Annotated in this window: 11 protein-coding genes; 10 read left to right on the top strand and 1 reads right to left on the bottom strand. The window is 41.3% G+C overall.

The features are described from left to right. Positions 1-69: 69 nt before the first annotated feature. The 10 genes from WB217_RS12885 (at position 70) to WB217_RS12840 (ending at position 9,174) form a co-directional block, all read left to right on the top strand. A complete protein-coding gene (locus WB217_RS12885; RefSeq protein ID WP_423993618.1) occupies positions 70-870 on the top strand; it encodes an HAD family hydrolase in 801 nt (266 codons plus the stop codon). A gap of 525 nt (positions 871-1,395) precedes the next feature. Beyond that, positions 1,396-3,033: a YceG family protein gene (locus tag WB217_RS12880; RefSeq protein ID WP_423993617.1), complete on the top strand. Its 1,638-nt coding sequence runs from the start codon at positions 1,396-1,398 to the stop codon at positions 3,031-3,033. 4 nt (positions 3,034-3,037) lie between these two features. Then, positions 3,038-4,141, top strand: a complete 1,104-nt coding sequence (locus WB217_RS12875; RefSeq protein ID WP_423993616.1) for a toxic anion resistance protein — start codon at positions 3,038-3,040, stop codon at positions 4,139-4,141. Between the two features lie 110 nt (positions 4,142-4,251). Beyond that, positions 4,252-4,869, top strand: coding sequence for a TerD family protein (locus tag WB217_RS12870; RefSeq protein ID WP_423993615.1), 618 nt, complete (start codon positions 4,252-4,254; stop codon positions 4,867-4,869). A 47-nt stretch (positions 4,870-4,916) separates the two neighbouring features. After that, on the top strand, positions 4,917-5,495 hold the full coding sequence (locus WB217_RS12865; RefSeq protein WP_423993614.1) for a TerD family protein: 579 nt from the start codon (positions 4,917-4,919) through the stop codon (positions 5,493-5,495). A gap of 216 nt (positions 5,496-5,711) precedes the next feature. Beyond that, the gene (locus WB217_RS12860) at positions 5,712-6,413 is read left to right on the top strand and encodes an anthrax toxin lethal factor-related metalloendopeptidase (protein ID WP_423993613.1); all 702 of its coding nucleotides are present in this window, start codon (positions 5,712-5,714) and stop codon (positions 6,411-6,413) included. A 162-nt stretch (positions 6,414-6,575) separates the two neighbouring features. Next, positions 6,576-7,370, top strand: a complete 795-nt coding sequence (locus WB217_RS12855; protein WP_423993612.1) for a thymidylate synthase — start codon at positions 6,576-6,578, stop codon at positions 7,368-7,370. Next, positions 7,367-7,852, top strand: a complete 486-nt coding sequence (locus tag WB217_RS12850) for a dihydrofolate reductase (protein ID WP_423993611.1) — start codon at positions 7,367-7,369, stop codon at positions 7,850-7,852. Before WB217_RS12855 ends, WB217_RS12850 begins: the two co-directional genes overlap by 4 nt. 114 nt (positions 7,853-7,966) lie before the next feature. Then, positions 7,967-8,698, top strand: a complete 732-nt coding sequence (locus WB217_RS12845; protein ID WP_423993610.1) for a lysophospholipid acyltransferase family protein — start codon at positions 7,967-7,969, stop codon at positions 8,696-8,698. A gap of 260 nt (positions 8,699-8,958) precedes the next feature. After that, a complete protein-coding gene (locus WB217_RS12840) occupies positions 8,959-9,174 on the top strand; it encodes a hypothetical protein (protein ID WP_423993609.1) in 216 nt (71 codons plus the stop codon). Between the two features lie 14 nt (positions 9,175-9,188). Here WB217_RS12840 and WB217_RS12835 read toward each other — a convergent pair whose 3' ends face one another. After that, the gene (locus tag WB217_RS12835) at positions 9,189-9,410 is read right to left on the bottom strand and encodes a hypothetical protein (protein ID WP_423993608.1); all 222 of its coding nucleotides are present in this window, start codon (positions 9,408-9,410) and stop codon (positions 9,189-9,191) included. Between the last annotated feature and the right edge of the window lie 202 nt (positions 9,411-9,612).

The following is a 9,612-nucleotide window of genomic DNA, read 5'->3' as shown; positions in this document are numbered from 1 at the left end:
CTCGTGCACTATCCAAATATGGATTATGCCTGCTGCGGCCTAATTAAGCAGTTAAAGGGGTAAGGCATCATGATGTTTGCAACCGACCTGGACAGGACCATTATTTATTCAAGGAAGGCACTTGAGGATTTAGGTCCCTCTATTGATGGCCAACTGCGTGCGGTCGAAAAAAAGGAAGGCAAGTCTATTGCCTTCATGACACAGAAAGCGTTTGAGGAGCTCGAAGAAATTTCGCATGATCTATTGCTTGTGCCAGTAACGACCAGGACGACAAATCAGTTTAAGAGAATTTTTATTTTTGAGGAGCATATTCCTGTAAAGTATGCGATTACTTTTAATGGCGCAGAGATCTTATATGAAGGAAATCCTCTTCCGGATTGGCGCGCAGGAATTTCTGAGAGATTGAAACAGGAAAGTGCCTCTATTGAAGAATTAAAGGAAATACTTAATAGGAATATTTTCCAAGTCAAGGGTGAACTAAAATCCGCAGACGGCCTTTTCTTATATTATCTGCTCGAGGAAAAACTTACAGCTCATCAGATCCAAGAATTTAAGAGAGCGGCCTCTGCATATGGCTGGAAAGTTTCCTACCAGGGGCGGAAACTTTATTTTATGCCTAACCCAATCAGCAAAGGCGAAGCAGTATCCTTTGTAAAAGAGAGGGAAGGAATAAGTACATTGATTGGTGCGGGGGACTCACTTTTGGATGAAGACCTCCTGGTAAAATGTGACCATAGTTTTATCCCTGCCCATGGCGAACTTGCCAATGACAATGGATTGTTGTCTTATATTGATACAGAACAGCGAGGGGCGTTAGCTGGAGAGGAAATACTGGAAAAAATACGCATCATAATCAACGGGAATGTTTAAAAATGCTGAGCTTATTCATTGCCTTCCGGACTAAAAAAAACAGACAGGCAAAAGAGCCGTACATGAATAAAAAAACGGTGCCAAAATGAACAAAACCTGCATTCACCGGCATGATTAAGAGAGAAAATATGAATGAATAGAAGAGCAAGTCAAAGAGAACGAGGCCGCCGGAGCACATTGCCTGCCGGACATCCCGAATTTCAATGTGCAGCTCTTCAGCGGGGGGCCTTTTATATAAGAAACGCATGTGAAGTCCACCTTCCTGATTGTGGTACTCAACTATATGCATGGACAAGAATAAAGGTGAAAAATCCGTAATTCTGAGGTTTTATGAAACTTTTAGACGGTTTCATCCGTACTAGCTATTACAAAACGGGAAAAATGAGCTTTATGTATGTTATGATGGTAAATAAAGGCTGTTACTTTTATTTGTTGTTCTCTCTCAGACGGAAACAATGGGGAACAAAAGAGGCCTATGTTTATAAATGGGAAATTTGACTTTCTCTCTTAGTAGGAAGTGATTTTATGTATCCATCAATCAACCAATTACAAATACATACATTACCTGTTACATATGACAATTGGTTAAGCATTGTCGAGAAAAAGGCAAGTGAGCGCCAGCTTTTTAGGAAAGAGGGGACAGCCTTGCACATTGGCCAGGTCCTTGCCAGGTTCATTGGCATACCTCTTGATGAAGACGAGTATTACAACCAGCTTTTTGATTATGTGCAAAAACATGGTCTTATCTTATTAAGTGAAGATTCACTTGATAAAACAATTGATAACGCACATTTCCAGTCAATCCAAAAAATTATTAATATCAATAAAGAACAGAATCTTTCTATAAATCGGTTTGTCGCCTTCCTGGATGGCGAAAAATTGATTATATCTTCGAGTAATTCGCTTATTCACAGGAAAATCAGGGAAGCAGCAATCGGTATGGTCGAATTGTTTGCCCGCACCGAGGAAGGCGGATTGAAGAGCCCAGAGTTACGAAGGATACTAGTTGATGTCATTAAGTGGTCGTTCAATCATCTTGAAACACCTTTGAAGAATGCAAATCCTGAGAACAACATGCCAGGCTTCTTGTGGTATGGCAATTTCAACAAAAGCCATCAGTACTTCCTTTATTTCATAATGAAAATTGGGTGTGATATTGTTTCTTTCACTCCTGAAGGAAATGATGTGTTTTCACTTGCAGATCCTCAAAAAGAGCAATCTTTTGTTCATTCTTTTCCTGAAAAGAAGGGTCCTGATCCCTTTCCAATGGAAAAGAGAAAGCGGACGGCAACGGTTGCTTACAGGGCATCCCGAGAAATCGAGAACATTTTGAACCATGAGGGCTCGGGCCTTTATAAGCCGTGGCAGCTAAGAGACTATGAGCCATCTTCCGTAACTTTGAAGACAACCTATGATGAACTGTTTTTACTTGCCAGGGAAAAAGCAATGATACGGCCGAATTTTGAAGTGAAGAATGGGACAGTCAAGATTCCTGCCCTCTTCTCAAAAATTAATGGCGTCAGCAGGAGCCGCCGGGAATATTGGGATCGCCTTCACGCCTTAATGGGGTATGAGAATGCAGTGCTGATTAAGAGCTTTCCATTTTCATCAGGTGCCAATAGTGATTTCCGCTTTCACTATCGAAATGCATTAGGGATAGACGGACTGCTTGATCCTGTTAAAATGGCTGGCACTCATTATTGGAAGTATAATCACTTGCCAACTGGACTCCAAAAGGGTCTGGCAGTTGCCATCAGAAACCTTTGCGCTAGTCCTAAAATAAAACCTCAGCATCATGAAAATGAAGAGGAGTTAAGAATTTATCTTTTCACCCAGGCTATGCAGGTGCCGGAAAATATTTTAAAGATGCTGCAAAAGTTTGATTATTCCCAGGACATTCCAAAGCTGATTTTATACAACAATGAACTTAATGGGACGATGACAAGATCTGATGCCGCACTGCTGTTATTGATGAACCAACTTGGCGTTGACCTGGTCATATACAATCCTCCTGGGCATAATGATATCGAGAATTTTATCGATGCAAGTGCTTTTGATTCCCATTGGCTCGAGGATGTGGTTTTTGAACAGGAATTCAAAGAACCATCGATCATTAAGAAAGTTCTTTTTCAAGGAATATTAAAAAATTTAAGGGGAGATTGACTTGATGAACCAAACACAGAATCAAGATATCAGCCTTGCAACTGCAAATCCTGACGATAAATTATCCGAAGCAACGGTTTCGGATTTAAAGCTTGCCCTTCGGAATGAGCCGGAAGTACAGAAACTTGCACGCAGCATCGATGAGCGTGACCAGATTCACATCCTCGAGTTTGGTAAAGAGCCTGCAGTTGAAATTTCCAGATTTTCTGACCAGATCCTTGGAAATATGCGGACGACTAAGGTAGAGGATTCTGGAGAACTTTTGAAACAGCTTGGTAAAATCATGGATCGCTTCGATAAGAAGGATTTTGAGAAAACATCTGGAGGCTTGTTTGGCAAGCTGTTCAAAAAAAGCGAGAAGCTTGTTGAAAAGCTTTTTGGCAAGTACCAGACAATGGGCAAAGAGATTGATAATGTTTATGTTGAAATCTCCAAATACCAGAGTGAGATGGTCGAATCAACAAACATGCTTGAGAGTATGTACGATCAAAACTATCAATTTTATATGACGCTTGAAAAATATGTTGTGGCTGGAGAACTTAAGCTGAACGAACTGAAATCAAACGAGCTTCCGCAGCTTGAAGCAAAAGCCGCGGCAGGTGACCAGATGGCATCCATGCAGCTTGATACTCTTCGCAATGCTGTTGAGCTGCTTGAACAGAGAATTTATGATCTGGAAATGGCTAAAATGGTGGCCTTGCAGACAGCCCCGCAAATCAGGCTGCTGCAGCGAGGAAACACAAAGCTGATCGGAAAAATTAATTCTGCCTTTGTTACAACAATTCCTATTTTCAAGAACGGCTTGATTCAGGCTGTCGCTGCTAAAAGACAGAAACTTGTGGCAGATTCCATGAATGAGCTTGACCGCCGCACAAATGAGATGCTTGTAAGGAATGCCCAGAACATCTCTAGCCAAAGTGTTGATATTGCCCGTCTTTCAGGTGCTCCGAGCATTAAAATTGAAACTATTGAAGAAAGCTGGAATATCATCATGAAGGGCATGCAGGAAACAAAGTCCATAGAGGAAGAAAACAAGCGCCTCAGAGAAGAGGGTACAAAACGCTTGATGCAGCTCCAGGAAAATTTTAAAAAAATGAAGCAGCAATAAAGATACTCTGCTCATTTTTATTGGCTCTTTCCGTAATCGCTCATATAAGTGAAACTCGGAAAAGAGCCTGATAAATAAATCAACTAAAATACTTAGAAGAGGTGAAGGTAATGGCTATTAATTTACAAAAAGGTCAGCGCGTTGATTTAACAAAAGGAAATCCGGGACTTTCTAAAATTATGGTTGGTCTAGGCTGGGATCCTGTCCAAAAGAGCGGCGGAGGCGGAGGTCTGTTCGGCGGCCTATTCGGCGGCGGAGGCAGCGGAGCGAATGTTGACTGTGACGCATCTGTCATCATGCTTGGTGCAAACGATAAATTGCAAAATAATAACGATGTAATCTACTTCGGTAATCTCAAAAGCAAAGACGGCAGCGTAACTCACTCTGGTGATAACTTGACTGGAGATGGGGATGGAGATGACGAGCAGGTTTCAATCGAGCTTAATAAGGTTCCAGGCCATGTGGAAAAATTAGTATTTGTCGTAAATATTTATGATGCTGTAAAGCGCAAACAGCATTTTGGAATGATTCAAAATGCATTTATCAGGGTCGTAAATCCGAATAGCAATCAGGAATTAATTAAGTACAACTTAACTGAAGACTACAGTGGCAAGACAAGCTTGATTGTCGGTGAAATTTATCGTCACGGCAATGAGTGGAAATTCGGTGCTGTTGGCACTGGAACAAATGCTTCGGGCTTAAGCGAAGTAGTTCGTTCTTATAGTTAATATTTTTTTATGGAAAAATTTTGCTGCTAAATTGAGGGGTGAATGGAATGGGAATCAACCTGTCAAAAGGTCAACGGATTGATCTGACAAAAACGAACCCCGGGCTGACGCGTGTGATTGTCGGCCTGGGGTGGGATACAAATCGCTATACCGGTGGCAGCAGCTTTGATCTTGATGCCTCCGCTTTTTTAGCAGATGAAAATGGAAAGTGCAAGCAGGATTCCGATTTCATTTTTTATAATCAGCTTCAGCATCCGAGCGGGGGTGTCGAGCATACTGGTGACAACCGGACAGGTGAAGGCGATGGGGACGATGAGCAAATCATGATCGATTTCTCCAAAGTACCATCTCATGTACACAGGATTGCCATCGCAGTCACAATACATGATGCCGAACAAAGAAGGCAAAACTTTGGCCAAGTCTCAAACGCATTTGCCAGAGTAGTAAATGAAGAAAATGGCCAGGAAATTCTGAGGTTTGATCTTGGTGAAGATTTCTCGGTTGAAACAGCGGTTGTCATTTGCGAATTATACCGCAACGGCAGCGAGTGGAAATTCAATGCCATCGGCAGCGGCTTTTCAGGTGGATTAGCTGAACTTTGCCGAAATTTTGGGCTTGATGTTTAAATGATAGACCAACCCCGTTCTTTATTGAATGGGGTTTATTTTTTTTTGGGGCAATTCATTTCACTGAATTACTTCGTACCAGGTCCCTTCCTAAAATTCTCAGCCAACAGACAAACTTCCATATGTTATAATTTTAATAGTTTACAAACCTCGGTTTTTCTTAAACAGGCCCTAAATTACTTCTCTGGATTACACCTCAGGAAAGGGAGATAATCAATGCGGAAAATTGCTCAGGTTTTCATGGTTATCATACTTTCCTTTACTCTGCTCGGAAGCTCAAATGCAAATATGGATGGTATTTTTCTCAATGATTTCCCGAAACATTCCATATTACTTCATTTAATAGATAAGGAATCTGTAAGTCTCATAGGACAGATGATCGTCCTGCCTGAAGATGATTTTGACCAAAAAGAGGCTGCTGGCATTATTAACAGAATTGCGATGCTTCCTGATTCAATGCTGAAAAGAGCTGTTAATCAAAATATTAGAGTTAAATTATTTGAAGGGAATTTGACGGATAATCCTTCAGCTCGGCATTTGAAGGGTGTCATTCCCAGAGGCTACACAACTAATCGGACTTGGGACCAAGTGCCGGGGATTGGCGGATCAAGGACGGTACTTGTGAAAATTGGCAGCAGCGATAAGGGGAAGGGACACAGCTCTGTTAATCTGGAATTGCATGAATTGGCTCATTCGCTTGACCGCCATGTTTATGGAGGAATAAGGAAGAAAGAGCAATTTTTGAAGATTTGGCGACATGAAAGCCGGCTATTGTTTCCTGGGCGTGCGTATTTTCTGGACTATCCGGAAGAATATTTCGCAGAAAGCTTTGCGATGTTTTACATTGGCGGCATGCCAACCCGGCTTTTACAGCAGGCCGCACCCCAAACCTATCAATATATTAAAAGTCTAAATTAAGAGCTGTATGAAATCCATTCATGCGGCTTTTCTCTATTACAATCATAATCGCGCTCTCAGTAAGCAAAAAAAAAATTTGTTTTATGTGAGTGGATTTCGACTCGAATAAGTTTATTTGCTAAAATGAAGGAATAAAAGGTTGTCTGAAAGGCGGGGTAATTCATGAAACAGTATTTAGAACTATGTGAACATGTATTGAAAACCGGTGTGGAAAAAGAGGATCGGACAGGTACCGGTACGATCAGCACCTTTGGTTATCAGATGCGGTTTAATCTTCAGGATGGATTTCCTTTGCTTACCACAAAAAAACTTCATGTAAAATCGATTATCCATGAGCTTCTTTGGTTTCTTGACGGGGATACGAATGTTAAATACCTCCAGGACAATGGTGTCCGCATTTGGAATGAATGGGCTGATGAAAACGGGAATCTTGGACCTGTATATGGACATCAGTGGCGATCATGGTCAGGTGCAGATGGGAAGACGGTTGACCAGATATCAGAATTGATTGATACAATTAAAACAAATCCAGATTCCAGGAGGATGATCGTCAATGCCTGGAATGTGGCCGAAATTAATAAAATGGCTTTGCCACCCTGCCACTGTATGTTCCAGTTCTATGTTGCCGATGGCAAGCTATCCTGCCAACTATATCAGAGGTCGGCTGATGTATTTTTAGGAGTTCCATTCAATATAGCTTCCTATGCTCTGCTTACTTTGATGATTGCACAGGTTTGCGATCTAGAACCTGGTGAATTCATCCACACATTCGGGGATACTCATATTTACACAAATCATCTTGAACAGGTTAAGCTTCAGCTTACACGCGAGCCTAAACCATTGCCACAGATGAAAATTAACCCTGAAGTACAATCAATCTTTGATTTTAAATTTGAAGATTTTGAGCTGGTCAATTATGAAGCACATCCACATATTAAAGGGGCTGTAAGTGTATGATTTCTCTTATTTGGGCTATGGATGAAAACCGCGTAATCGGACTTCATAATGAGCTTCCATGGAGACTTCCTGAGGATCTTAAGTTTTTTAAGCGTGTAACGATGGGGCACCCCATCGCGATGGGCAGGAAAACGTATGAATCAATAGGAAAGCCCCTTCCAGGAAGAGAAAATATCGTCATAACACGGGATGAAACGTTCCGCCCTGAAGGCAGTGTCATCATGAACTCAATTGAGGAGCTATTGGAATATACAGCAAAGAAGGATGATGAGGTTTTTGTCATTGGCGGAGCGGAAATTTTCAAAGAAGTCCTGCCTAAAGCGGATAGGCTGTATCTAACCATGATTCATGAGCAGTTTGAAGGGGATACATACTTCCCTGTGTTTGACATCGATAAATGGCAGCTGGAAACCAGGGAAAAGGGTTTAAAGGATAATAAAAATCCATATGACTATGAGTTTTTGATTTATAAACGAAAATAATGGATGAGCAGCCCCTGTAATATGGGCTGTTTTTTTATGTGGATTTTCTGATTCATATAGTTTTAACTGTTTAAATCCATTATAATGTCTACAGAAAAACTTTAGGAGGAAATAATGCTTCGATTAATTGCGTGTTTTTTGTATATGGGCGGCTATCTCGTCTGCAGTATACCCAAGCTTTCAAGAATAAAAAAGTTGCCGGTAGATATGCCGCTTGAACAAAGAACTCTTCTTATTCATGAAACACCCAAAAGTTGGTCTAAAACATTCATGGCATTAACTGGGTCTGAAGTAAAGGTAAAAGGGAGCCACTATATTCCAGATGGACCTGTCCTATTTGCAAGCAATCATGAAGGGGATTTTGATATACCCGTCCTGATTAGCAGTATTGATAAGCCTTTTGGCTTTATTTCAAAAGTAGAAGTTAAGAAGATACCTATTCTTTCTTCATGGATGGAAGCTATTCATTGCGTTTTTATAGACCGGAAGAACCGCGAAAAAGCAGCAGGATCCATTTTGTTTGGAGTAGAATTATTGAGAAATAGACATTCTCTTGTCATTTTTCCAGAAGGAACAAGAAGCAAGGGTGGTCCCATTGGACTTTTCAAGGCAGGTGGCTTCAGGCTAGCGAAGGATTCTGGTGTTCCGATTGTCCCTATTTCGATTGAGGGAACAGCGGATGTTTTTGAGAAAAATGGCAGGCTGATTAAACCAGCGAAAATTACAGTCACCATTTGCCGTCCTATTTACAGCCATGAATATAAGGATAAAGAGTTAATCGAACTTGCTGGTTTTGTTCGTGATATCATTATCGACTCCAGGAAGGTAAAGCGGATCGCATCATAATTTTCACAGTAAAAAACCCTGCAAAAAGTACAGGGGTCAGCTTGTCGACATAGTTACAGTTCACCGATCAGTTATTGAAACCCTGTTGATTGGAGCGGAAGGCGCGTAGACTCTTCCGAAAATGCTAACGCATTTCCATCCTGCGTGGGCAGATTCGAGGAAGCAGTTCAGTGTCCTGCGGGATCCACTGGACAGGTGAGACCCCGCAGACGCCAACGGCGGCGAGGAGGCTCAGCGCCAGCCCCTAGAAGAATTTGCTTATGAAAAAGCCGGCAGCAGGGCTTTTTCATAATTCTTCCGCGGAAAGCGAAGCGACTGGAGCGGAAATCAACAGAACTGGTTTACTTCCCAATCAAAATAAAAAGACTGTAGACAAGCTCGCTTTCATCGAGTTTGTCTACAGTCTGCCCCCTGCAAAAAAATGCAGGGGTTTCGGCAGGCAGGCTAATTTAGTACAAGGAAATCCGGCTGGATGAAATTCATTGATCAATTATTCGAATTGAGCCAGGCTATCCATCATCTGTGTAAATTCGGCTGGGATGCAAAAATCATCAGGATGAAAATTTGCGCGAATCCATTTTACCATTTCCAATGGACTGTTGAAGAATTCACCGCTCGTGTCGCTTTTGCGAATCATGTACCTCCCATTGTCCTCATCCACCGTTACTTCTACAGGCAAAGCCCCATCATAACTGTTCAATGAAAATTCCATTCATTATTCCCTCCAACAAATTTTCCTTATTATATGTTCGTTTACTACCAGTCTATTCAATCAGATAGGATAAGATTTTAAATATTTTAAAAATTCACTCGGTACTTCAAAAAAACATGTTATAATGGACAAATTAATATTTTTGATGAAGTGAGGGTGACAATATGGAACAAGAAACTATAAAGAAAAAATGGGTAAATGT

The sequence above is a fragment of the Mesobacillus sp. genome, from assembly GCF_049588175.1.
Taxonomy (GTDB): domain Bacteria; phylum Bacillota; class Bacilli; order Bacillales; family Cytobacillaceae; genus Mesobacillus.
The sequence above is the reverse complement of the archived record's forward strand: the minus strand, read 5'-3'. Positions and strand labels throughout refer to the sequence as shown.

What these genes read in the sequence shown, in the direction of transcription:
- WB217_RS12875 (WP_423993616.1), top strand. Translation starts at nt 3,038, where the DNA reads ATGAACCAAACACAGAATCAAGATATCAGCCTTGCAACTGCAAATCCT.
- WB217_RS12870 (WP_423993615.1), top strand. Translation starts at nt 4,252, where the DNA reads ATGGCTATTAATTTACAAAAAGGTCAGCGCGTTGATTTAACAAAAGGA.
- WB217_RS12865 (WP_423993614.1), top strand. Translation starts at nt 4,917, where the DNA reads ATGGGAATCAACCTGTCAAAAGGTCAACGGATTGATCTGACAAAAACG.
- WB217_RS12880 (WP_423993617.1), top strand. Translation starts at nt 1,396, where the DNA reads ATGTATCCATCAATCAACCAATTACAAATACATACATTACCTGTTACA.
- WB217_RS12850 (WP_423993611.1), top strand. Translation starts at nt 7,367, where the DNA reads ATGATTTCTCTTATTTGGGCTATGGATGAAAACCGCGTAATCGGACTT.
- WB217_RS12835 (WP_423993608.1), bottom strand. Translation starts at nt 9,410, where the DNA reads ATGGAATTTTCATTGAACAGTTATGATGGGGCTTTGCCTGTAGAAGTA.
- WB217_RS12845 (WP_423993610.1), top strand. Translation starts at nt 7,967, where the DNA reads ATGCTTCGATTAATTGCGTGTTTTTTGTATATGGGCGGCTATCTCGTC.
- WB217_RS12840 (WP_423993609.1), top strand. Translation starts at nt 8,959, where the DNA reads ATGAAAAAGCCGGCAGCAGGGCTTTTTCATAATTCTTCCGCGGAAAGC.
- WB217_RS12885 (WP_423993618.1), top strand. Translation starts at nt 70, where the DNA reads ATGATGTTTGCAACCGACCTGGACAGGACCATTATTTATTCAAGGAAG.
- WB217_RS12855 (WP_423993612.1), top strand. Translation starts at nt 6,576, where the DNA reads ATGAAACAGTATTTAGAACTATGTGAACATGTATTGAAAACCGGTGTG.
- WB217_RS12860 (WP_423993613.1), top strand. Translation starts at nt 5,712, where the DNA reads ATGCGGAAAATTGCTCAGGTTTTCATGGTTATCATACTTTCCTTTACT.